We start from the raw sequence: 22,601 nt of genomic DNA, 5'->3' as shown, positions 1-22,601 counted from the left end.
TTTGCTGGGCCAGTTCCTGCAGGTCGTCAGGCAGGGTCAAGTCGGGTGCGCCCCGTTGCAGTTCGCGCAGCGCCTGGACGGCTTCGTCCTGCTGGTCGTCCTGCACCAGCGTGCGGATGTGGGCCACGCGCGCCTCGATGTCCTGTTCGGTGAACGCCACGACTTCGGCGCAGCAAGGCGAGGCCGCCGCGACCGAAGTCGTGGCGTTCACCGAACAGGACATCGAGGCGCGCGTGGCCCACATCCGCACGCTGGTGCAGGACGACCAGCAGGACGAAGCCGTCCAGGCGCTGCGCGAACTGCAACGGGGCGCACCCGACTTGACCCTGCCTGACGACCTGCAGGAACTGGCCCAGCAAAACCCGGCCTGATCCCCCCGCCTCCCGCCAGTCGGCCCCGCGCCGACGGCGGTGTGGCGCGCAAGACGCACGCAAATAATTGGTCAAAAAAAGGGATGGCTTCTTGCTAACATAGCCGCCATGAGTCCGAGCTTCCACCACCGCAATCTTCCCCACCTGCTGCTTTACGCGCGCGAAACCCTGATGGCGCATTTCCGTCCCGTGCTGCATGCGGCGGGCGTCACCGAACAACAATGGCGGGTGTTGCGCACCCTGAGCGAAATCGGCTCGATGGAACCCAACCAGATCGCCCGCAGTTGCCAGATCCTCAGCCCCAGCCTGACCCGCATGCTGGCCGGCATGGAAGAGCAAGGCCTGATCAAGCGCGTGCGCTCCAGCGCCGACCAGCGGCGCCAGGAAATATCGCTGACCCCCAAAAGCAACAAGCTCATCGACCGCATGCGCCCGCAGGTGGATGCGAAGTATCAAGAGATCGAAAGCAAGATCGGCAAGGAATTGCTGGAACGCCTGTACCGCGATGTCGACGCGATGGTCGACCTGATCAAGCGCGACGCGCCGGCATCGCGCGAACCCGGCGAACCGTGATTCAGTCCGGCACCGGGAAGATCGCATTGATCTGCCCCGTGCCGGAACTGGTGAAGTAATCGGTGACGACTTCCACTGGCTTGTCGTAGCCCTCCCACCCCAGCAGCCCCAGCAGCATGGCCGTGTCGTGCATGCCGCCTTCGCCCACGCAACGTTCGGCGTACTCGGGCAGCATTGCACAGAACGTCTTCCAGTCCCCCTGACGCCACAGCTCGACCACACGCAGATCCACCTGACGATAGAACTCGCGGCTGATCTGATGCATGGCGGCCTCCGGACTGCCGTTGTCGTTGAAGCGGTGCGACAGCGACCCGCTGGCCAGCACGGCGACGCGACTGTCGCTGGCCTCGATGGCCTGGCGCAGCGCGGCGCCGAAACGACGGCTGTCATCCAGCGCATGCCAAGCGCACCAGGCGGCCACCGACACCACGCTGAAGCGGCCGTCGCCGTTCATGTAGCGCATCGGCACCAGCGTGCCGTATTCAAGTTCCAAGCTATCGATCTCGTGCGACCGCGTGCCCACACCCGCCGCATTGGCGGACTCGGCGATGCGCCGCCCCAACTCGGAATTGCCGCGGTACGCGTAGTCCATGTCCTTGATGAAATGCGGCAGTTCATTGCTGGTGTAGCGCCCCTTGAAGCGCCCGTTGGCGTTCACGTGATAGCCGCCGTTGACCAGCCAATGCACGTCCAGCACCACGATCGTGTCCACCTCCAGGTCACGGCAACGCTGGCCGATGATGCGATGCCCTTCGATGGCGGCCTCGCGGCAGCCATGGTGCTTGCCGGGAAGTTCCGACAGGTACATCGACGGCACATGCGTCACCTTGGCCGCCAGTGCTAGCTTGCCCATGATGGTTGTCTCCTGGTTCCTTGAGGCTCAGACGCCCCATTTAGGGATGTGGTGGCTGCCCATCGACACGCACACGTTCTTGATTTCGGCGAACACCTCATAGCTGTATTCGCCGCCTTCCCGCCCCGTGCCCGATTCCTTGGTGCCGCCGAACGGCTGGCGCAGGTCGCGCACGTTCTGGCTGTTGATGAACACCATGCCCGCTTCGATCCCGCGCGCCAGACGGTGCGCGCGGCCGATATCGCTTGTCCAGACATAAGAGGCCAGCCCGTACTTCACGTCGTTCGCCAGCGCCAGGCCCTCGGCCTCGTCCTTGAACGGGATCAGGCAGGCCACCGGGCCGAAAATCTCTTCCTGCGCGCAACGCATGCGGTTGTCGACGTCGGCCAGCACGGTCGGGCGCACGAAATTGCCGCCGGCCAGATGCGCAGGCAAGCCCGCCGGCTTGCCTGCGCCGCCGGCCAGGATGCGCGCGCCCTCCTGTTCGGCCAACTGGATGTAGCCCGTCACCTTGTCCCAGTGCTGGCGCGTGATCATCGCGCCCACATGCGTGGCCTCGTCGCCCGGGTCGCCCACCGCCAGCCGATCGGCGCGCGCCGCGAACTTGCGCACGAAATCGTCGTAGATGCCTTGCTGGACGAAGATGCGCGAGCCCGCCGTGCAGCGCTCTCCATTCAATGAAAAGATGGTGAACAACGCGGCATCGAGCGCACGCTCCACATCCGCGTCCTCGAAGATCAAGACCGGCGATTTGCCGCCCAGCTCCATCGAGAACTTCTTGATGCCGCCCGCGCTGGCCAGGATCTTCTTGCCGGTCACCGTGCCCCCCGTGAACGAGATGGCGCGCACGCCCGGGTGGCGCACCAGCGCGTCGCCCGCTGTCGCGCCGTAGCCCTGCACCACGTTCAGCACGCCCGCCGGAATGCCGGCCTCAAGCGCCAGCCTGCCCAGCTGGTCGGCCGTCAACGGCGACAGTTCCGACATCTTCAGCACCGCGGTATTGCCCAGCGCCAGGCACGGCGCCGTCTTCCAGGTGGCGGTCATGAACGGCACGTTCCACGGCGACACCAGCGCGCACACGCCGACCGGCTGGTACAGCGTGTAATTCAGCATCTGATCGTCCACCGGATAGGTGTGGCCGTTCATGCGCGTGCAGACCTCGGCGAAGAAATTGAAATTCTCCGAGGCGCGCGGGATCAGCTGCTTGCGGGTCTGCGAGATCGGCAGGCCGGTATCCCGGGTTTCCAGGTCGGCCAACTGCGGCACGTTCTGGTCGATCAGTTCGCCCAGGCGGCGCATCAGGCGGGCCCGCTCCTTGGCGGGCGTACCTGCCCACTTGGGAAAGGCCTCAGCCGCGGCCGACACGGCGGCGTCGATCTCGGCCGGGCCGCCCGCGGCGACTTCTTCAATGGCGTCGCCGGTGGCCGGGTTATAGGTGACGAAGCGATCCGGGCTATCGACCTGCTTGCCATTGATCCAATGTTTGATGCTCACGCGCGCTCCTCGTGCATGGCCAAGGCGTGAAAATCCGCCTTGGCTATTTAATTAACACGTTAACATTATGCCGACAGAGCAACGCTGTCAACGGCGGGAAATCCCGGTCCGCCCGGCCCCGCCAGACGCGCGTCGCGCGTTGCCGCGCACCGGCTTTTTCACTATGATAATTAACATGCTAACGATATGCCGAGCGAGACGACATGCCCCACATCTGGATTGAGTACTCCGGCAACCTGACGCTGGACACGCGTGCGCTGATGCACACCGTGCAGCACGCCGCCGTCGGCGACGGCAGCCTGTTCCCGCTGGCGGGCGCACGCACGCGGGCGCTGCGCGTGGACGATTGCCTGATTGTCGATGGCCATCCGGACAATGCCTTTGTCCACGTCGTCCTGCGCATCGGACACGGGCGCAGTGATGCGCAAAAAGCCGCACTGGGCGAACGTGTCTTTCAGGCCCTGACGGCCGCGCTGGCGCCGCATATGGCCGTGCGTCCGCTGGGCATCTCGATGCAGATCGACGAAGCCGACGCCGTGCTGAACTACAAGGTGAACAACTACCGCGACTACCTGGCCGCACGCGCGGCCGACGCCGCCGCCGCATTGGCCGCGCCCCCACGCACCGTGGTCGGCGCCGCGCTGAACACGCGCCAATCGCTGGAAGCGTTGAACGGCGCCATGGACGCGCCGCCGTACAAGGCACCGCCCAACGCCCCGGTGCTCTATATCAAGCCCGCCAACACGTATGCGCAGGATGGCGACGTCATCACGCTGCCGGCCGACGTCGCCGAGGTGGAAGTGGGCGCCTGCCTGGGCGTGGTGTTCTCTCGCCGCGCCTCGCGGGTCAACGAGGCTGACGCGCTGAACTACGTGGCGGGCTACCGCGTCGTGGCCGACCTTTCCGTGCCGCATGCCAGCTATTTCCGGCCCGCCCTCAAGCAGAAATGCCGCGACGGCTTCTGCCCCGTCGGCCGCGATCTGGCGCCCGCCGCCGCCGTCGCCGACCCCGACGCGCTGGATATCGAGGTCCATGTCGATGGCGTGTTGGCGCAACGTGCCAGCACAGCCGACCTGGTCCGCCCGGTCGCACGGCTGATCGCGGACGTCACCCAGTTCATGAGCTTCGAGGCAGGCGACATGCTGCTGGTCGGCGCGCCCTACGACCCGCCGCGCCTTGGCGCCGGCCAGCGCTATGACATCCGCATCCACCAGGTCGGCACGCTGGGCAACCGCCTGGCCGCCTCCACCGATTGAGGAAGCCCCCATGAAACACGCACGCATCATCTACGAGGGCGCCACCCATGCGGCGACCGAAGCGGGGCCGGGCCAGGTTCGTCTGGCGGACGGCCGCATTCTGGCCGAAGACGCCGTGGCCTGGCTGCCCCCCATCGCCCCCCGCACCACATTCACGCTGGCCATCAACTATGCGGACCATGCCCGCGAACTGGCCTTCAAGGCACCCGACGAGCCGCTGGGTTTCCTGAAGGCGGCCAACACGTTCGTCGGACACCGCGCGCAGACCATGCGCCCCGCCGACGTGGCCTTCATGCACTATGAATGCGAACTGGCCGTCGTCATCGGCAAGACTGCCAGCCGCGTCAAGCGTGGCCAGGCCAACGACTATGTCGCGGGCTACACCGTCGCCAACGACTACGCGCTGCGCGACTACCTGGAAAACTGGTATCGACCCAACCTGCGCGTGAAGAGCCGCGACACCTGCACGCCGCTGGGCCCCTGGCTGGTGGACCGCGACGACGTGCCCGACCCGATGAACCTGAACCTGCGCACCACCGTCAACGGCGTCGAGACCCAGCGCGGCAACACGCGCGACATGGTGTTCGACGTGCCCGCGCTGATCGAATACTTCAGCAGCTTCATGACGCTGTCGCCCGGCGACCTGATCCTGACCGGCACGCCCGACGGCATCGTGAACGTCGTGCCCGGCGACGAAGTCGTGACCGAAATCGAAGGCGTGGGACGGCTCGTCAACACCCTCATCCCTTTTCCCCACCTGATCCCCACCTGATCCCCATTGGATTCCCGATGCTAGACATTCAGACCGTACGCGCCATTGCCGCTCGCCTGCACGACGCGGAACGCACCCGCGTGCAGATCCGCCAGATCTCGCTGGAACACCCCGATATCGGCATCGCCGACGCCTATGCCATCCAGCGCGCGTGGATGGACCTGAAACTGGCGGAAGGCCGCGTCAAGCGCGGACACAAGATCGGCCTGACGTCCCGCGCCATGCAGCAGGCGTCCCAGATCGACGAACCCGACTTCGGCATGCTGCTGGACGACATGTTCTTCGAGGACGGCAGCGACATCCCGGCCGGCCGCTTCATCCTGCCGCGCCTGGAAGTCGAACTGGCCTTCGTGCTGGGCAAGCGCCTGCAGGGCCCCGATGTGACGCTGTTCCAGGTCTATGACGCCGTCGACTACGTGATCCCCGCGCTGGAGATCATCGACGCGCGCTCGCACGGCATCGACCCCGGCACCCAGCGCCCGCGCAAGGTGTTCGACACCATCGCGGACAACGCCGCCAACGCCGGCGTGGTGATGGGCGGACGCCCCGTGAAGATCGGCGACATGGACTTGCGCTGGATCGGCGCCATCCTGTCGCGCAACGCCGTCATCGAAGAAACCGGCGTCGCCGCGGGCGTCTTGAATCACCCCGCCAATGGCGTAGTATGGCTGGCTAACAAGCTGGCCGCCCACGATGTCGCGCTGGAGGCCGGAGAGATCATCCTGTCGGGTTCCTTCACCCGGCCGGTAGCCGCCCGGCCCGGCGACACGTTCAATGTCGATTACGGCGTGCTGGGTTCCGTCAACTGTCATTTCATCTAACACGGCATGCAGTCCATGGACATCCTCGCGAATACCTTCAAACAAGCCTTGCGCGACCGCCAGCCCCAGATCGGCCTGTGGGCCGGATTGGCCAGCGCGTACACCTCGGAAATCGTTGCAGGCGCCGGCTTCGACTGGCTGCTGATCGACGGCGAACACGCCCCCAACACGCTGCAGACGATGCTGTCGCAGCTGCAATCGGTGGCTGCCTACCCGGTAGCCACTGTGGTGCGTCCGGCCTGGAACGATCCGGTGCAGATCAAGCAGATACTGGACACGGGTGCGCAAAGCCTGCTGGTGCCCATGATCCAGTCCGCGCAAGAAGCGGCGGCCGCCGTGGCCGCCGTACGCTACCCGCCGGCCGGCATCCGGGGCGTAGGCAGCGCGCTGGCGCGCTCGTCGCGCTGGAACCGCATCCCCGACTACCTGGAACGCGCCAACGACCAGATGTGCGTGCTGGTGCAGATCGAAACGCCGCGCGGCATCGACGCGCTGGACGAGATCCTGGCGGTGGACGGCGTGGACGGCGCCTTCATCGGCCCCGCCGACCTCTCGGCCGGCATGGGCTATCTGGGCCAACCGGACCATCCGGAAGTGCTGAAGACCATCGACGACGCCATCACGCGCATCGTGCGCGCCGGCAAAGCCGCAGGCATCCTGCACAGCGGCGTGGCGCAGGCCAAGCACTATCTGGCGCTGGGTGCGACCTTCGTGGCCGTGGGCGTTGACGCCGTGCTGCTTGCGCGAGCGGCGGAAAGGCTGGCGGGAGAGTTCAAAGACGTGAAGACGGTGGCGGCGGGCAAAGGCCCGTACTAAGCCGGCCTTCGGAGAGGCCCCGAGGGCTTACGCGCCCTCGGGGTCCGGCACGCCGATCAGCGCATTGCGCTTGGCGAATTCCGCCAGCTCCAGCACCGACTCCATCCCCAGCTTCTGCAGCAAGCGCGTCTTGTAGGTGCTGACCGTCTTGTTGCTAAGCAAGAGCAGCTCGCCGATTTCCTTGTTCGACCGGCCCTGCGCCAGATATTGCAGCACCACCATCTCGCGGTCGGACAAGCGCCTGACCATGTCCGAGTCCGACAGGCGTCCATGCTCCGACGCCACCGCCATCGACGGAAACACGCTATAGCCCGCCATCACGGCCTTGATGGCGTTGACCAGCTTGTTCAGGTCTTCGTCCTTGCTGATGAATCCCTTGGCCCCCGCTTGCATGCAACGGTGGCAGAACGCTTCCGACGACTGGGAAGTCAGCACCAGCACATGGCAGTCGGGGTTGATGGCCAGCATGCGCGAAATGACGCTCAGGCCGTCTAGCTTGGGGATCCCGATATCCAGAATCACCACGTCGGGAGACAAATCACGCAAGGCCTGCACGGCATCGATGCCGTTGCCGACCTCGCCAACGACATTAAAGCCGTTCGTCTCAAGCAGCATGCGCACCGCGAGCCGTACCAGGGGATGGTCATCGACAATCAGAATTGTGTTCATGGCCGGCTACCGCACTTCCTTTCAGTAAGCATCCGCAGTCGCGCCCCAGGCCACAACCTGCCAGCGCCACAAAACGGGATTTTCCAATTCTAGTCGCAGAGCCTGTTCCGGCAAAAACACAATGCCGTCGTCGGGCGGATTAGGAAATTTCCTACAAATGACTGCTACGGATCCTATTTTCGCTATTCGCCACGGTTCTTACACTGATTTCAGCTAAAAGACAGCGGCAAAAAAAAGGCTAATGTGGCGGCAATTCAGAGCATCACCGCGCCACATGATCGCTGTCCTGAAGGCTGAAACCCCTCCTACATGGACACCGTGATGAAACTCAATAAACTGGCCCTGCTCCTCGCAACGATCGCTCTGGGCGCCGCTTCCTCGGCAAGCTTTGCCGCCAATGATGGCGGTGATATCACCTTCAAGGGTTCAATCATCGAAGCCCCTTGCTCGATCGCTGCCGAAAGCGCGAACCAGACCGTGCAAATGGACAAGGTCACCAGCTCCGTGCTGAAGAACGGCGGCAAATCCTCCCCGAAGGCCTTCCAGATCCGCCTGACCGACTGCGATCTGACCGACGCGAAAAAGACCGTCACCGCCACGTTCAAGGGCCAAACCTCGATCCCGCAGCCTGACTTGCTGGCCTTCACCACGGGCGTCGCCTCCGGCGCCAGCCTGGCCATCGCGGATGCCCGCGGCAACCTGATCAAGGCAAATACCGCGTCGCTGGCCACGAAGCTGATCAGCAGCGACAACGTGCTGCAATTCCAGGCCTATCTGCAAGGCGACATGGACGGCCAAACCGGCGCCACCATCGTCCCGGGCGAATTCACCACGTCCGCGACTTTCGCCCTGACCTACCAGTAATTCTCTACTGATCGAACTGCCCGAAGCGCGCGGCGTCTGCGCGCTTCGGGCACCTTTTCGGAAGATCTTTGGGGAACGGTGGATGCGTCGATTCAAGTCTGCTTCACACCCTGGCCCGCTGATTCTACTCATCGCCCTGAACGCCTGCATCGCAGACACGGCAGGTGCGCATGCACTGACAGCGAAGGTCAGCATGAACGGTGCCATTGTGACATCGGCGTGCTCCCTCCGGGTGGAATCCAAGGATCAAACCGTCAACATGGCGCCTGCCGCCATCAGCGGCCTGATCAATGGCGAGGCCACCCTGCAACAGCCATTCAAAGTCCAGCTGCTCAATTGCAGCCCCCAGCGAACCGATTCCGACACCCCCGGCAACAGTGCGTTCACGCTGATGTTCGAAGGCACCGGCGACCGCCAAGGGTTCCTGGCCCGAGGTTCGGCCAAAGGCATTGCGATTCGAATCAAAGACAGCCGCGGCAAACAAGTCGTGCCCGGCGTCCCCATGCAACAGCTCCTGCCGTCATCCGGCGACTTGGCGTTGAACTACGCGCTTAGCTTGACTGGCACCGGCGCCGCGCTCGAAGCGGGCGATTACCAGATCACCATCCGGCTCCGGATGAACTACTTCTGAGCCGCCACATTGTTGTTGAAACGCTAAAGGAAGCCGTTCAAGTGACTCGCCTCAGGGTGCTGAACATAGTTGTTTTGATGCTGGTTGCTTGCGCCGCTGAAGCTGCTGAGGAGCTTGAATTCAACACGGACGTCCTGGACATCAAGGACAGGCAGAACTTCGACTTGAGTGTCTTCTCGCGGGCGAACTACATCATGCCCGGCACGTACAGCCTGACGCTTCACGTCAATCAGAATCAACTGAACGACAACGATGTCGCGTTCCTGCCGCCCGACGGCGACCCCAAGGGCAGCGCGGCCTGCCTGTCTCCGGACGTCGTGGCCCAACTTGGGCTGCGCGCAAGCGCGGAGCGGGGGCTGACGTGGTGGAACGACGGCGAATGCCTGGATACGGGCAGCGTCGCCGGCATGACGGTACGCGCCGATCTCGGCACCTCGGGGCTGTACGTGGTCATCCCGCAAGCGGAACTCGAATACACCGCGCCCAACTGGGATCCACCATCGCGCTGGGACGAAGGCGTCTCGGGCGTATTGCTGGACTACAACCTGAATGCGCTTTCAACGCGACGCGCTCGCGGCGAAGGCAACTCCACCCATCTTAACGGCTTTGGCACGCTGGGCATGAACCTGGGCGCCTGGCGCATGCGTGCAGACTGGCAGGCGCAAGCCGACCGCACCACGGGGCAATCGCGCCGCCAGAATTTCGACTGGAGCCGCTTCTATGCCATGCGGGCCATCCCTTCGATGCGTTCAAGCCTGGTCGTAGGCGAAGACTATCTGAACTCGAACCTGTTCGGCAGCTTCCGCTACACGGGCGCCAGCCTGACCAGCGACGACAGCATGCTGCCGCCGAACCTGCGTGGCTACGCGCCCGAAATTTCGGGCGTGGCCCGCAGCAACGCCCGCGTCGTCGTGCGGCAGCTGGGCCGCGTGCTCTACGACACGCAGGTGCCGCCGGGCCCTTTCCGCATCCAGGACTTGAACGACGCGGTCAGCGGCAAGCTGGACGTGCGCGTGGAAGAACAAGACGGCACCACCCAGCAGTTCCAGGTCGATACGGCCAATATCCCCTACCTGACCCGCCCGGGCACGGTGCGGTTTCAATTTGCGGGGGGCAAGCCTTCCGAATGGAACCACCGCATGAACGGGCCGGCTTTCGGCTCCGGCGAATTCTCGTGGGGCATCAGCAACGGCTGGTCGCTGTACGGCGGCGGCTTGGGCGCGAAGGACTATGCCGCGGTGGCGGTCGGCGTCGGCCGGGACCTGATGGCGTTCGGCGCGCTTTCCGTCGATGTCACGCAATCGCGCGCGGTGTTGCCGGGACGCCGCATTCTTTCCGGGAAGTCCTACCGCGCAAGCTACTCAAAGCGCTTCGAGGAATTCGACAGCCAGGTCACGTTCGCCGGCTACCGGTTTTCGCAACGCGACTTCATGAGCATGAACGAGTTCATCGACGCCCGCCAAGGCGGCACGCCGGTGAATCAAAGCAAGGCCATGTATACCGCCACGGTCAGCAAGCAGTTCCGGGGCGCCAATACCAGCGTCTATGCCAACTACAACCACCAGACCTACTGGAATAGCCGGTCAAGCGACCGCTACAGCCTGTCGGCATCCCGGTACTTCGACCTGGGCAGCCTGAAGAACCTGAGCGTGTCGGTCACCGGCTACCAGACCAAATCGGACGGCGCGTCGGATCGCGGCGCGTACCTGTCGCTGAGCATACCGTTGGGCAACAGCGCATCCGTCAGCTACAGCGCGTCGGTGGACCGCAGCAATACCACGCACAGCGTGAACTACTACGACCGCCTGGACGAGCGCAACAACTACATGATCAGCGCAGGCGCGGGCGGCGGCGGCGCAAAGGCCAGCGGCTACCTGACGCACGAAGGTCCGCTGGCGCAGGTCGTGGCCAGCGTCAGCCATGAATCCGGCGCCTACAGTTCTGGCGGCCTGTCCATGCAAGGCGGCGCCACCCTGACCGCCAAGGGCGCGGCGCTGCACCGGACAACCGTCCCGGGCGGCACCCGTCTGATGATCGACACCAACGGCGTCGCCGGCGTGCCGGTGCGCGGCTACGGCATGACGACGACATCGAACCTGCTCGGCACCGCCGTGATCACCGACGTCAATAGCTACTACCGCAACCAGGCCAGCATCGATCTCGACGCGCTTGCCGATGATGTCGAAGCGACGCAATCGGTGGTGCAGGCGACGCTGACCGAAGGCGCCATCGGCTATCGCTCGCTGGACTTGATTTCCGGCGAAAAAGCCATGACGACGATCCAGCTGAGCGACGGCGCCCATCCTCCGTTTGGTGTCACCGTGCGCAACAGCAGGAACCAGGCCACGGGCATCGTCGGCGACGACGGGTCCACCTACCTGAGCGGCATGAAGCCCGGCGAAACCATGACCCTGCAATGGAACGGCAAGCCGCAATGCTCGTTCGACATCCCCAAGGCAGATGCCGCCGCCGGACCGCCGGCACGGTTCGTCTGCCGCCCAACGCCGTAAAACCTGGCGTTCGAACCCACCCTAAACGAAACACACGACACCCAATGAGTCCCCGCACACCATGAATCGTCTTATCTTGAAGAATTTCGCATACGCCGCCCTGCTCTGCCTGTTCGCGTCGCAGCCTGCCTTGGCGGCCGTGTCCCTGGACCGGACGCGCATCGTATTTTCCGGCCAGGACAAATCCGTCAGCCTGAATATCAGCAACCAGAACGAACAACTGCCCTATCTGGCGCAAGCGTGGATCGAGAACGACAAGGACGAAAAGATCACCGGTCCGCTGGTCGTGCTTCCCCCGCTGCAGCGGCTTGAGCCCAGCGCCAGAAGCCAGGTGAAGATCCAGGCGTTGCCGGCCGCCAATCAATTGCCTCAAGACCGGGAAACCCTCTTCTATTTCAACCTGCGCGAAGTCCCGCCCCGCAGCGATCAGGCCAACAGCTTGCAGATCGCGCTGCAGACGCGCGTCAAGCTTTTCTACCGGCCCCAGGCGTTGAGCATCCCGTCCGGCTCGTCGACGGCCCCCTGGCAAGAGCGCATCCGCCTGATGCGCCAGGGAGACCAGTACACCGTGGACAACCCCACCCCTTACTACGTGACGCTGATCGACGCCGCCAAGAGCGCGGGCGGTTCATCGATCGCGAACTTTGAACCGCTGATGATCCCGCCGCACTCCCAAGCGCCCCTGAACATCGACGCTGGCAGCCTGGGCAACACCCCCGTGCTGACCTACATCAACGACTATGGCGGCCGGCCCAAGCTGGAGTTCCGTTGCTCCGGGCAGGAGTGCACCGCCAAGCAGATCAGCAACTGATCGCGCCCCTAACGCTGCCAGGCCATCCCATGACCACAGACTCCCGCCGCAAAAAGCGTGTCCGCGCCGGCGTGTACGCCGCGCTGATCTGCGCCGCCGCCGCCTTCCCAGGTGCAGCCGCCGCCACGGATTTCGGCGACACCGACGACTTCACCGCCCAATTCCATGTCATAGGCTCCCTCCTGGAAAGCGCGTGCCATCTGGACATGAGTTCGTCCTACCAGGAGGTCAGGCTTGGTGAAGTCGGCACCGCGGACCTGCCGCAGCCGGGAGACCAAGGCGTTCCCGTTGCGGTGGAGTTGACGCTGCGCGGCTGTGTCCGAACCCAGGGCGGCAGGCGCGAGGCAAACGGCGGGGCGCTGGCCTGGAGCGGGGCAGAGCCGGTGGTCGGCGTCACATTCCGGGCACAGGCGGATCCCGACACACCCGAACTGGTCAGTGTGCGCGGCGCAAGCGGCTTCGGCCTGCGTTTGAGCGACGCCCATCGGCGGCGCATTACGCCGGGCCAGCAGACACGCGCCTGGTTCGTGGCGCCTGGGGATGCGGTTCTGACCTACTACGTCACGCCGGAACGCACTTCCGCTCCGCTGCGACCCGGGCGCTTTCAAGCCTATATCAATCTGTTCCTGACTTATGACTAAGCGCCTGCTTCATTGGCCCGCGTCTCTGCGGCTGGCCGGTTTGGCTGCCGCCTTGGCGTTTGCCGCACCCGTGCCGGCCCAGACCCGCATATCCATCACGGGAAAGATCTTCGCGCCGATTCCCTGCGTCATCAGCGGCAATCAAGGCAGCCTGATCAACGTGGCGTTTGGCGAGGTCCTGACCACACGGGTCGACGGCGTCTACCTGACCAAGAATGTCCCCTACGGCCTGGATTGCCGCAATGCTTCCACGAATTCATTGCGCATGCAGATCATCGGCAACGTGGCCGGCTTCGGAGAGGGGCTGCTGGGTATCCCTTCCAATCCCCATCTGGCCATCGCCTTGAAAAACGGCAATACGCCCATCGCCCTGAAAAAATGGTTCGACTTCGACAGCAACCTGCCTCCGGCATTGAAGGCGGTATTGATGAAAGGCCCCGGAGGCGACATCGAGGCCGGCCACTTCAGCGTCGGAGCCACCCTTGTGGTGGAGTATCGATGACCCCATCCCGCAACCGGCACCTGTTCACCGCGCTAACGCTGCTTGCCCTGCTGGCGGCTTGCCCGTTGCCGGCCGCCGCCGAAGAGAACATGCGATTCACCGGAACCCTCATCACGCCGGGATGCACCGTCAGCGACAAGGGCGGGCGCATCAACGTGACGTTCAAGACCAATATCGGCATTGAAAAGATCGATGGCGAGAACTACCGGCAAACCGTTCCTTATCAGATCGAATGCCCGGGCAGCGCTCCGTGGCGGATGAAGATGACCCTTGTCGCGACCGAAACGAAATTCGCGCCCCCCGCCGTGCAGACGTCCATCGATGACCTGGGCATTCAGATACGGCTGAACGGCAAGACGTTCAAGCCGAATGAACCCACGCAGATCGAGATGACTGACCGGAACAGCCCTCCCACTCTGGAGGCGGTGCCCGTGAAGAGAAAGGGATCGCGCTTGCCTGAAGACAAATTCGAGGCCACGGCGCTGCTGATCGCCGAACTTTACTAGGAGCCACGAATGCGGATCATCACAATGGCGGCGGCTTTCCTGACGGCACTGGCCGCGATGGCGGCAGACACGGCGTCAGCCCAATCCCCGGGGCCGGGCAACATGTCTTTTTCGGGACGGCTGGTGGCCGAACCTTGCATGTTGGACCCGGCGGACAGGACGCGAGAACTGGATTTCCGCGGCGTCGCAACCAGCCAAATCTATGCGAGCGGCCGCAGCGCCAGCCGCCCGATCACGCTGCATCTGCAGAATTGCGATATCACCGAAGGCCGGACCCGGATCAAGGTGACCTTGATCGGGAACCCCAGCCCCCTCTTGCCCGGGCATCTGAACCTGAACGCCGGCGGCGCCACCGGCGTGGCGATCGGCTTGGAAACCAAGGGCGGCATCGCGCTCCCTTTGAATCAGGCCACTGCCGTCGGGACGCTATCGTCGGGCGCCAACGATATCGTCATCAATGCGTTCTTGCGAGGTGAACCCGATGCGCTGAGCCACAGGACGATCAACCAAGGCGACATCAACGCCACCGTCACGTTCGCGTTCAGCTATGACTGATCGGCAGGCCCGCGTTCGGGAGGCGCTCAATGAAGAACCTTAGCGTACTGGTTTTGGAAGATCATCCGTTTCAGCGGCTGATGGTGGTCACGGCCTTGAGGTCCGCGATTGCGGGCAGGATCTACGAAGCCTCGGAAGGCGGCGAAGCCTTGGCCGTGCTCAAGGCGTGCGGTGGCGTGGATATCGCTATCTGCGACTTGCAGATGGCAGGCAAGGACGGGCTGGAGTTTCTGCGGGAAGCCGGCAACGCCCGGCTGGTGCATTCCGTCATTCTCAACAGCGCGCTGGATCCGGCGCTGTGCCAGGCTTCCGCGGCCATGATCGAATGCCTGGGCCTGGCGTTCCTGGGCGAACTTGCCAGGCCGTTGGATGTCAGCGGTCTGGCCGCTTTGCTGGCGAAGTTCCAGCGCAGCCGTCGGCGTGCGGATTCCGCCCTGGTCGAGCCGCCTCCCGTGAACGAGGTGCGGCAAGGTTTGGATCGAGGGGAATTCAAGGCGTACTACCAACCCAAGGTCAGCATCAATGGCGAATCGCTGGTGGAAGCCGAGGTCCTGGCGCGCTGGCATCACCCGCAGCACGGCGTGCTTTCCCCCGCGCACTTCCTTCCCGCGATGCAGACCCACGGCCTGATGGAGACGCTGTTCTGGCGCATGCTGGATCAGGGGCTGGAACTGCAGGAACAGCAGAAGCGAACCCATCCTCCCGCCTCGCTGGCCTTCAACCTGCACCCGTCGCAGCTGGCCTCGCCGCATTTGACGGACGGCATCGACCGCGCATTGGCCCGGCGCGAGCTATCCGCGAGCGACATTACCCTGGAAATCACTGAAGACGGCCTGGAGAGCACGCCCGCAGCCATTCTCGAAAACCTGGTGCGGTTGCGCGTCATGGGTTGCGGCCTGGCCATGGACGACTTCGGCGCCGGCTATTCGTCCCTGGATCGCCTCTGCGCCTTTCCTTTCAGCCAGATCAAGCTGGACGCCAGCTTCGTGCGCCGGCTGAAAATCCAGCCGCGCACTGCCGCGGTCATCCGCGGCGTCGCCAGCATGGCCGAAGCCTTGGGGTTGGCCATGGTCGTGGAAGGCGTGGAAACGCTGGAACAGCGCAAACAACTGCAGCAGCTGGGATGCAAGATCGCCCAAGGCTATCTGTATGCCCGCCCGATGGACCAGACACAATTCCTGGGATATTGCCAGACCCATCGCCCCGGCACGTTGCACTAGGCCCAGCCGACGTTGAAAAGAGCCTGGCACAGGCCGCTAGCTACGCTGACTGTCCCGCAGCCTGAGCAACGCTTGCTCCAATTGCCGCAACGACGATTGCAGGCGTTCGACGGCAGACGCCAACGCCCCGTCATCGGCCCGTCCTGCGCCGCATGCGCGTTCGAGCTCGCTACACGCCTGAACCACGCCTTCAGCACGGATCACGTTCGCCGCCCCCTTGATCCGGTGAGCGATTTCCGCCATCTGGCCCGTACGCCCCGTCGAGGCATATGCCTCCAGCCGTTGCGCGTCTTCTCGGTTGGCCCGCAACAACTCGTCGAGCAGCAGCCACTGCTGATCGAAATTGCCGCCCGATACCTCTTGCAAGGGCCCCAAGTCGAACAAGGGCGCGTCGCCCCCGGCCTCAAGGGGATCACGGCTTTCCGGGGCGATGCCGGCAAGGCGCGCCGCCAGTGCGTCCAGACCGACGGGTTTGATCAGGCATTCGTCCATGCCCGCCTGGACGCAGCGCGCGATCTCATCTGGCTGGGCGTCCGCCGTCACGCCGATGATCAGGGCACGGACTTCGCCGCGTTCCTGTTCGCCCTGCCTGATGGCCCTTGCCAGTTCCGCGCCGCTCATGCCCGGCATGCGGAAATCGGTGAAAACCACATCGAAAGGATGCGTCGCGCATCGGGCAAGCGCCGCCATCCCGTCCGGCGCCTCTTGCACCTCGTGGCCCAGAAAAGCCAACTGCTGCATCAAGATGCGCCGGCTGACGGCATGGTCGTCCACCACCAGGATCTGCAAGACGCGTTGGCTTCCCGGCAGCGGCTGGGCCGGCTTTGCCGCCGCGACGGGATCGAGGATCTGCAAGCGCAACTCCGCCGAAACCGTGGTGCCGCGCCCCGGGACGCTGGACAGGGTCAACCGTCCGCCCATCATTTCGCATAAAGAACGGCTGATGACGAGGCCCAGCCCCGTCCCCCCCGCGCCCCGGTCGCCGCCGTCGACCTGGACGAACGGCCGGAACAGGCGCTGCTGGTCTTCCTCGGAGATCCCAACTCCGGTGTCCTCGACCGCGACGCTCACTTGCAGGACCGACGTTTCCGACTCCACCGCCTGCACGCGGACCCTGACAAAACCCGTGTCCGTGTAGTTGATCGCATTGCCAATCAGGTTGGACAGGATCTGCTTGAACCGCAACGCGTCCATCAGCACGTCGGCCTGCGCCTCGGCATCGATCTCCAACAGCAAGCTAAGGCCCTTCTGGCGGGCAAGCCCTTCAAATACCCGCGCAACGGATTCCACCTGCTCGCGCAGATTTGCGCGGCCGGGCGTCAGGCTCAGGCGTCCGGATTCGATCCGGACGATATCCAGGATGTCGCCGATCAACGCGAGCAGGCTTTGCGCCGAGGCGAAGGCGATCTCGATGCTGTGGCGGTCGATGGGCTTGGTGTCGGCGCGCTTGAGCGCCAGCTCCAGCGTGCCGATGATGGCGTTCATCGGCGTGCGTATCTCATGGCTCATCGTCGCCAGGAAGGTCGTCTTGGCGCGGCTGGCCGCCAGCGCCTGGTCCTTTGCGGCTTCGATCTCCTGGATCAGGTTGCGATGCTCGGTAATGTCGATCCAGCCGCAGATCACGCCCCCATTCACGCCGGCGGAATCCTGGAAAGGCTGAATCCAGTGCTGCATCCAGATCTCTTTGCCATGCAGCCGCACGGCATGCACGCCCGTGGCGCTTCGGCCGGTCTTCAACGCCTCCAGGTAGCTGGCGTGAAAACGTTCGGCGGCTTCGAACGTGTCGCTGGGCATCTCCAGCGCCGTCTTGCCCAGTACATCTTCGGACTCCAGCCCGACGCTGTCGAGATAGCTGCGGTTGAATGCCAGCATGCGCCCTGCGGTGTCGCGCACATAAATCGGCGGCGGCATGCTGTCCATCAGCGTCCTGACGAACTGCAGCTGGTCTTTCAGCAGCTTCTTGGCGTGATCCTTGGCGCGGACGGTGCGCCTGAGCGAGACCGCCCATGCCAATGCGATCAGCAAGAGCAAGGCGGCGGCCGCGACGACCTCGGCGATGATGACGGCATAGTCGCGCCAGGTCTCGCCCGCCATCGCCGGTATCGCCTTCCAGCGATTGTTGAACGCGCTGATCTGATAAGGCGTCAGCACGGCAAGCGTCTTGTCCAGGATCGACTGCAGTTCCGGGTCGCTGCGGCGCACGGCGAAGCTGATGCCGACGGGAGCGATGTCCAGCATATCGCTCACGACCAGGCGGTCGCCGAACAAGCGGCCGTTGTAGTAGCGCGCTGACGGCAACGCCATGACGGCCGTGTCCGCATCGTTGATGTCGACCTTGTGCAAGGCATCCAACGAGGAGCCGACGCTGGAGATGGCCGCCTGGGGATAGCGTTGGCGAATGAATTCGGTTGCGAAATGCCCTTCGGCAATGGCGATGCTGCGCGGATTCGCCGGCGCGCCCGTGTCGCGCGCCCCGCCCCGCATGACCAGCACGAGCGGATCCAGGGAGATGGGTTTGGTGAACCGCAGGGACTTTTCGCGCTCGGCCGTGACGGTCATGATGCCGACGTCGGCGCCAGTTTGCTGGATCAGGTCGATCTGGGCGGGAAAACTGCCCCGGCGGCTGACCACATCGAACGTCAGTCCGGTCTGGAAGGACACCATCTCCAGCAAGTCCGACGCCAGGCCCGAGAAATGCCCGTTGACGTTGAAGAATGCGATCGGCGCCAGATCGTCGTTGATGACCAGGCGCAAGCGGGGATGCAGCGCGATCCAGCGCAATTCGTCCGGCGTGAAGGGAATGTTCCGGGTATCGGGGATAAAGCCGCTGCCCGCCCAACTGCGGGTGATCTCCGGCAACGCGCCGCCGATCGCCGCGATGGCCTCGTCGATGATCTGCCGCAAGCGCGTGTCGGAAGCGTTCAGCGCGTAGCGGTACTGCGTCGACATGCCCGTGAAACGGTCGAACTGGACATAGCCGTGGAACGCTCCATTGATCCGGTGGTAGGCCGTCAGCACCCCGCCAAGGTAGGCGTCGCTGTGGCCGAAGCCCAATGCCGCGATGGCCTGATCGTCCGTGCCGTACTCCACCACCTTGGCATCAGGATAGCGCCTGGAGGCTTCGGCGGCCGTTGCGCCACCCGCGACGGCAACTGTGATCCCGCGCAGATCCGGCCGAAATTTCCGGGTTTCGCTGGTACGGCGGAACAATGCGATCTTGTCGGTCACATAGGGCAAGCTGGGCACCAGGCCGGTCGCGGCGGCGGGATCCAGGTCGCCGGCGAGCAGGTCGATCTTCTTGTCAGCCAGAGCGGCCAGCGCAGCCTTGTCGTCCCGGAAAGCCACCAGGCGCACGCTCAAGCCCAGCAGTTGCGCAACCAGCGAGGTCACGTCGGCGTTGATACCCTTGTACGTGCCGTCGCGATAGACCATTTCGAATGGCGCCTGCGCCTTGTCGACGACGCCCAGCACCAGCTCGCGCTTTTCGCGCAGCCAAACCCAGTCGCTTTCGGAAATTGCAGGCGCGGCATGCTGCCAATGTTCCTGGCTTTGCAACGTCAGCAGAAAGGGGGCTGACGGCTCGACGGCCTTTGCCGGCGACAAGGCGGCCGCGAGCCATAGCAGGCTCGCGGCGAGGAGCCGCCGCAAGGCCCAGTCCCGGATGACAAACGACCTCATGGGCAATCCCGTCCGTGGAATTGCGGTGCGCAAGGCGAAGGCGCCGCCGTCCCCGTGCCCGCTTACGAGCGTCCGCCCAGACTGCCGCCGCCGTCCACGCCGAGCACTTGGCCGGTGATAAAGCCGGCATCGTCCGACAGCAGGAAGGCGATGGCGGCGGCGACTTCGGCCGGCGTGCCCAGGCGTTTCATGGGCACCGAGGCCAGCGCGCGCTTTTCACCGTCGCTGCCCGCCGGACGCGTGGCGCGGAACATTTCGGTTTCGATCGGGCCAGGCGCGACCGCGTTGGCGGTGACGCCGTATTCGGCCAGTTCCAGCGCCCAGGTGCGGGTGCAGCCGACCAGCGCGTTCTTGGCGGCCGAATAGGCCGTGCGGTCCAGGCCGCCATAGATGGCGCGGCTGACCACGTTGACGATGCGGCCGGCGCGGCGCACTTTCATGGATTCGACGAAAGCCTGCGTCACCTGCACCGCGACCCGCACGTTCAAGTCCAGCACGTTATAGAGCGTGGCCAGATCGATTTCGCCCAGCGGCTGGGGCGACGCGATGCCCACGTTGTTGACCACGGCGTCCACGGGGAATTTGTCGCGGATTTCGCGCAGGACCTCTTCCGTGCGCCCGGCGTCGGCCAGGTCACAGGCGTAGAGGTAGCCCGGGAAGTCCACATCCGTCGTGTTGCGGGCGATGCCGACCACATGACAACCCATGTCGGACAGCCGCTGCGTGAGCGCCCAGCCTATGCCTTTCGTGGCGCCCGTGATGAGCACGCATTTGTCCTTCATGGGTGGAAACCTCGTAGTCTGTGTTCTGGGTCAAAAACGGGCGCTTGAGCGCCCGGTTTTTGTAAGTAGACACCATCCGGCGTCGGCTGTCTTGTAAATTGCGTAGCAATTCTTGCACGCCGGACACTCCGGAACGGACCCCGCCTGGCGATGCCGGACGGGAGGGGAATCAGTGCTTTCAGGCGTCCCGGGTGACAGGGACGCGAGGCGCCAGGGCGCAGAGGAGCTCGTAGCCGATGGTGCCGGCGGCCTGGGCCACTTCGTCGACCGAGGGGCCCTCTTCGCCCCAGAGCGTCACGGGCGCACCGACGCCGGCCGCCGGGATGGGGTCCAGGTCGACGATCAGCATGTCCATGGAGACGCGGCCGACCAATTGGGTACGGATGCCCGCCACGACGACCGGCGTGCCGGTCGCAGCATGGCGCGGGTAGCCGTCGGCATAGCCGCAGGCGACGATGCCGACGCGCATGGCGCGTTCGGCGCGGAAGATGGCGCCGTAGCCGACCGAGTCGCCCGCCTTGAGCTCTTGCACCGCGATGATCTCGGAAGCGAGCGACATGGCCGGCTTCAGGCCGAACGTGGCGGCGTCGGCATCGGCGAACGGCGAGGCGCCATACAGGCAGATGCCGGGGCGCACCCAATGCGTCTGCGTGGGCGAACCGATGGCGATGTCGGCGAAACGCAGCGTGGCCGCCGAGTTGCAGACGCTGATCGTGCCCGGCATCTTATGCGTCACCGAATTAAATACCGCCAATTGCTCGTTCACGCCCTGGGGGCCGTCGGCGCAGGCGAAGTGCGTCATCTTGCCGATCGAGCCCACCGTGCCCTGCTGCTGCAGCAGCAAGGCGCGTTCGTGCGCGGCGGGATAGGCGGCCGGGCTGAAGCCCAGGCGGTTCATGCCGCTGTTCAGCTTCAGCATGATGTCCACGCGGCGGGCGAAGCGGGCGCGGGCCAGCATGTCCAGCTGTTCGCGGTTGTGGACCGTGATGCTGAGGTGGTAGCGGTCGACCAGATCGAGATCCGACGGGTTGAAGAAGCCTTCAAGCAGCAGGATCGGGCCGCCCCAGCCGGCCTCGCGGCAGCGCACGGCTTCGTCCAGGTCCAGCATCGCCAAGCCCTGCGCCTTGGAAAACCCCGTTACCGCTTGTTCGATGCCGTGCCCGTAGGCGTTGGCCTTGATGACGGCCCAGATGGAAGGCGGCAGGCCGGAAGCGGCTGCGGCGGTCTGTTCAAGGTGGCGGCGCACGGCGGCAAGATTGTGCGCAAGGGCGGAAACGGAGACAGTGGCGGAAATTGGGCGCGGCATGATGTGAGATCCTGTGGCGCTTAAGTCTAACTGATCGCCGACCCCGCCGGGACGGCAGCGTGCCTTCACGAAACGACTACTCTAAAATGATGCGGACAGGGTCCCCGGGGACCCGACCCGAGCTGCTAATCATGTCTATCGATCACTACGAGAACTTTCCCGTCGCCTCGGTGCTGCTGCCGCGCCGGCTGCGTGGCGCCGTGACCGATATCTACCGGTTCGCCCGCGCCGCGGACGATATCGCCGATGAAGGCAGCGCCACCGACAGCGAGCGCCTGGCCCAGCTGGCGGCGTTCCGCACCGAGCTGCATCGCATCGGCGCGGAGCCTGGCGCCACGCCTCCGCCCGGCCTGCCGCCGCTGGCCGACATCTTCACGCCGCTGGCCCGGACCATCGCCCGGCACCAGTTGCCGATCACGCCGTTCTACGACCTGTTGTCCGCCTTCGAGCAGGACATCACCGTCAAACGCTACGAGGACTACGCCGCGCTGGCCGACTACTGCGCGCGCTCGGCCAACCCCGTCGGCCGGCTGATGCTGCATCTGTTCGACGCCACCACCCCGCAGGACACGGCAGAGAGCGACGCGATCTGCTCGGGCCTGCAGTTGGTGAACTTCTGGCAGGATGTGCGGGTGGATTGGCACAAGCACCGCGTCTATCTGCCGCAGGAAGACCTGCGCCGCCACGGCGTCACCGAAGACGACCTGGCCGCCTGCCGCCTGACCCCCGCCTGGCGCGAACTGATGGCCTTCCAGGTCGAACGCACGCGGGCGCTGCTACACTTCGGCGCTCCGCTGGCACGCCGCCTGCCGGGCCGCATCGGCCTGGAGCTGCGTCTGGTGGTGCAAGGCGGGCTGCGCGTGCTGGAGCGTATCGAGGCGAGCAGCTACGATGTATTCATGAATCGCCCCGAATTGGGCGCCAAAGACTGGGCCATCATGCTGTGGCGCTCTATCAAGTAACAGGCCCT

General features: G+C 64.7%; 22 protein-coding genes. 16 read left to right on the top strand and 6 right to left on the bottom strand.

Translation table 11 applies throughout. From position 1 onward, the window contains the following. Window positions 1–149 precede the first annotated feature (149 nt). Together A9973_RS17395 and hpaR are read left to right on the top strand one after the other, a co-directional pair. A complete protein-coding gene (locus tag A9973_RS17395) occupies window positions 150–371 on the top strand; it encodes a hypothetical protein (protein WP_255469201.1) in 222 nt (73 codons plus the stop codon). A 108-nt stretch (window positions 372–479) separates the two neighbouring features. After that, window positions 480–944, top strand: a complete 465-nt coding sequence (gene hpaR, locus A9973_RS17390) for a homoprotocatechuate degradation operon regulator HpaR (protein WP_183014970.1) — start codon at window positions 480–482, stop codon at window positions 942–944. A 1-nt stretch (window position 945) separates the two neighbouring features. Here the strand turns inward: hpaR and hpaD are convergent, their stop codons facing one another. After that, window positions 946–1,797 carry a 3,4-dihydroxyphenylacetate 2,3-dioxygenase gene (gene hpaD, locus A9973_RS17385; protein ID WP_183014969.1) on the bottom strand — a complete coding sequence of 284 codons (852 nt, stop codon included), beginning with the start codon at window positions 1,795–1,797 and terminating at the stop codon, window positions 946–948. 27 nt (window positions 1,798–1,824) lie between these two features. Then, window positions 1,825–3,291, bottom strand: a complete 1,467-nt coding sequence (gene hpaE / locus A9973_RS17380; protein ID WP_183014968.1) for a 5-carboxymethyl-2-hydroxymuconate semialdehyde dehydrogenase — start codon at window positions 3,289–3,291, stop codon at window positions 1,825–1,827. 203 nt (window positions 3,292–3,494) lie between these two features. Between hpaE and A9973_RS17375 the strand changes: the two genes are divergently transcribed. From A9973_RS17375 to hpaI, 4 genes are read left to right on the top strand one after another with little or no spacing between them, the layout of a single operon-like run. Further along, entirely contained in the window at window positions 3,495–4,547 is a 1,053-nt protein-coding gene (locus A9973_RS17375) for a fumarylacetoacetate hydrolase family protein (protein WP_183014967.1), read from the top strand. A 10-nt stretch (window positions 4,548–4,557) separates the two neighbouring features. Continuing rightward, on the top strand, window positions 4,558–5,319 hold the full coding sequence (locus A9973_RS17370; RefSeq protein ID WP_183014966.1) for a fumarylacetoacetate hydrolase family protein: 762 nt from the start codon (window positions 4,558–4,560) through the stop codon (window positions 5,317–5,319). A 17-nt stretch (window positions 5,320–5,336) separates the two neighbouring features. Next, window positions 5,337–6,140 (top strand): 2-oxo-hept-4-ene-1,7-dioate hydratase, encoded by an 804-nt coding sequence (hpaH, locus tag A9973_RS17365; protein ID WP_183014965.1) that lies wholly within the window; start codon window positions 5,337–5,339, stop codon window positions 6,138–6,140. A gap of 15 nt (window positions 6,141–6,155) precedes the next feature. Next, window positions 6,156–6,956 (top strand): 4-hydroxy-2-oxoheptanedioate aldolase, encoded by an 801-nt coding sequence (gene hpaI / locus A9973_RS17360; RefSeq protein ID WP_183014964.1) that lies wholly within the window; start codon window positions 6,156–6,158, stop codon window positions 6,954–6,956. Between the two features lie 27 nt (window positions 6,957–6,983). Here hpaI and A9973_RS17355 read toward each other — a convergent pair whose 3' ends face one another. Beyond that, window positions 6,984–7,625 carry a response regulator transcription factor gene (locus A9973_RS17355; RefSeq protein ID WP_183014963.1) on the bottom strand — a complete coding sequence of 214 codons (642 nt, stop codon included), beginning with the start codon at window positions 7,623–7,625 and terminating at the stop codon, window positions 6,984–6,986. A gap of 321 nt (window positions 7,626–7,946) precedes the next feature. Between A9973_RS17355 and A9973_RS17350 the strand changes: the two genes are divergently transcribed. The 9 genes from A9973_RS17350 to A9973_RS17310 all read left to right on the top strand — a co-directional run bounded on the left by A9973_RS17350 (window position 7,947) and on the right by A9973_RS17310 (window position 15,865). Continuing rightward, window positions 7,947–8,489, top strand: coding sequence for a fimbrial protein (locus tag A9973_RS17350; RefSeq protein WP_183014962.1), 543 nt, complete (start codon window positions 7,947–7,949; stop codon window positions 8,487–8,489). An 82-nt stretch (window positions 8,490–8,571) separates the two neighbouring features. After that, complete coding sequence (locus A9973_RS17345; RefSeq protein WP_183014961.1) at window positions 8,572–9,120, top strand: fimbrial protein; 549 nt, start codon at window positions 8,572–8,574, stop codon at window positions 9,118–9,120. Between the two features lie 41 nt (window positions 9,121–9,161). Beyond that, window positions 9,162–11,630, top strand: coding sequence for an outer membrane usher protein (locus A9973_RS17340; protein ID WP_370539501.1), 2,469 nt, complete (start codon window positions 9,162–9,164; stop codon window positions 11,628–11,630). A gap of 61 nt (window positions 11,631–11,691) precedes the next feature. Beyond that, on the top strand, window positions 11,692–12,441 hold the full coding sequence (locus A9973_RS17335; RefSeq protein WP_183014960.1) for a fimbria/pilus periplasmic chaperone: 750 nt from the start codon (window positions 11,692–11,694) through the stop codon (window positions 12,439–12,441). Between the two features lie 29 nt (window positions 12,442–12,470). Next, on the top strand, window positions 12,471–13,082 hold the full coding sequence (locus A9973_RS17330; RefSeq protein ID WP_183014959.1) for a fimbrial protein: 612 nt from the start codon (window positions 12,471–12,473) through the stop codon (window positions 13,080–13,082). Beyond that, on the top strand, window positions 13,075–13,584 hold the full coding sequence (locus A9973_RS17325) for a fimbrial protein (RefSeq protein WP_183014958.1): 510 nt from the start codon (window positions 13,075–13,077) through the stop codon (window positions 13,582–13,584). The genes A9973_RS17330 and A9973_RS17325 overlap by 8 nt, the downstream gene beginning before the upstream one ends. After that, the gene (locus A9973_RS17320; RefSeq protein ID WP_183014957.1) at window positions 13,581–14,090 is read left to right on the top strand and encodes a fimbrial protein; all 510 of its coding nucleotides are present in this window, start codon (window positions 13,581–13,583) and stop codon (window positions 14,088–14,090) included. Before A9973_RS17325 ends, A9973_RS17320 begins: the two co-directional genes overlap by 4 nt. Before the next feature lie 9 nt (window positions 14,091–14,099). Beyond that, on the top strand, window positions 14,100–14,645 hold the full coding sequence (locus A9973_RS17315) for a fimbrial protein (protein ID WP_183014956.1): 546 nt from the start codon (window positions 14,100–14,102) through the stop codon (window positions 14,643–14,645). 29 nt (window positions 14,646–14,674) lie between these two features. Beyond that, on the top strand, window positions 14,675–15,865 hold the full coding sequence (locus A9973_RS17310; RefSeq protein ID WP_183014955.1) for an EAL domain-containing protein: 1,191 nt from the start codon (window positions 14,675–14,677) through the stop codon (window positions 15,863–15,865). 36 nt (window positions 15,866–15,901) lie between these two features. Here the strand turns inward: A9973_RS17310 and A9973_RS17305 are convergent, their stop codons facing one another. The 3 genes from A9973_RS17305 to alr all read right to left on the bottom strand — a co-directional run bounded on the left by A9973_RS17305 (window position 15,902) and on the right by alr (window position 21,631). Continuing rightward, window positions 15,902–19,543 (bottom strand): transporter substrate-binding domain-containing protein, encoded by a 3,642-nt coding sequence (locus A9973_RS17305; protein WP_183014954.1) that lies wholly within the window; start codon window positions 19,541–19,543, stop codon window positions 15,902–15,904. Between the two features lie 62 nt (window positions 19,544–19,605). Further along, window positions 19,606–20,325, bottom strand: a complete 720-nt coding sequence (locus A9973_RS17300) for an SDR family oxidoreductase (RefSeq protein ID WP_006225417.1) — start codon at window positions 20,323–20,325, stop codon at window positions 19,606–19,608. 178 nt (window positions 20,326–20,503) lie between these two features. Beyond that, window positions 20,504–21,631, bottom strand: a complete 1,128-nt coding sequence (gene alr / locus A9973_RS17295; protein WP_183014953.1) for an alanine racemase — start codon at window positions 21,629–21,631, stop codon at window positions 20,504–20,506. Between the two features lie 131 nt (window positions 21,632–21,762). Between alr and hpnC the strand changes: the two genes are divergently transcribed. Further along, entirely contained in the window at window positions 21,763–22,593 is an 831-nt protein-coding gene (hpnC, locus tag A9973_RS17290; RefSeq protein WP_183014952.1) for a squalene synthase HpnC, read from the top strand. The last annotated feature ends 8 nt before the right edge of the window (window positions 22,594–22,601 follow it).

The sequence above is a fragment of the Achromobacter sp. UMC46 genome, assembly GCF_014170335.1.
Taxonomy (GTDB): domain Bacteria; phylum Pseudomonadota; class Gammaproteobacteria; order Burkholderiales; family Burkholderiaceae_B; genus Achromobacter.
Note: the sequence above shows the minus strand (reverse complement) of the source record. Positions and strands in the feature narration are given on the sequence as shown.